This is a genomic window from Streptomyces sp. NRRL B-24572 (assembly GCF_002156145.1).
Classification (GTDB): domain Bacteria; phylum Actinomycetota; class Actinomycetes; order Streptomycetales; family Streptomycetaceae; genus Streptomyces; species Streptomyces vietnamensis.
The window spans coordinates 399-648 of sequence record NZ_MWIG01000910.1; the positions used below are offsets into that span (position 1 = coordinate 399).

At 70.8% G+C, this 250-nt stretch carries 1 protein-coding gene; it reads right to left on the reverse strand.

Going from position 1 to position 250, the window contains the following annotated elements:
* Positions 1 to 151: VOC family protein (locus CCN56_RS38105; RefSeq protein WP_179200142.1), on the reverse strand; the 151-nt coding region annotated here is incomplete at its 3' end.
* Positions 152 to 250: the final 99 nt, after the last annotated feature.

Here is a 250-nt window from a genome sequence, read left to right on the forward strand (position 1 = left end):
CGGCCGCGCCGCGCGGGCGGACGACGACCCAGCGGGTTCCGTCGCCCCGGTCGGTGTCCTCGACCAGGTCGAAGCCGACGGCGTCGGTGTAGAAGGCGATGGCCTCGTCGTAGTCACGGACGACGAGAGTGACGAGTGCGATGGACGGCATTTCCTCAACGTAATACGCGGAGGGGGAGGAACCCACCCGCGCCGACCCGCGTCGTCGTGCGGGATCACCCTTGTCGGGCGGGGGCGGAGCTCGGAGAGG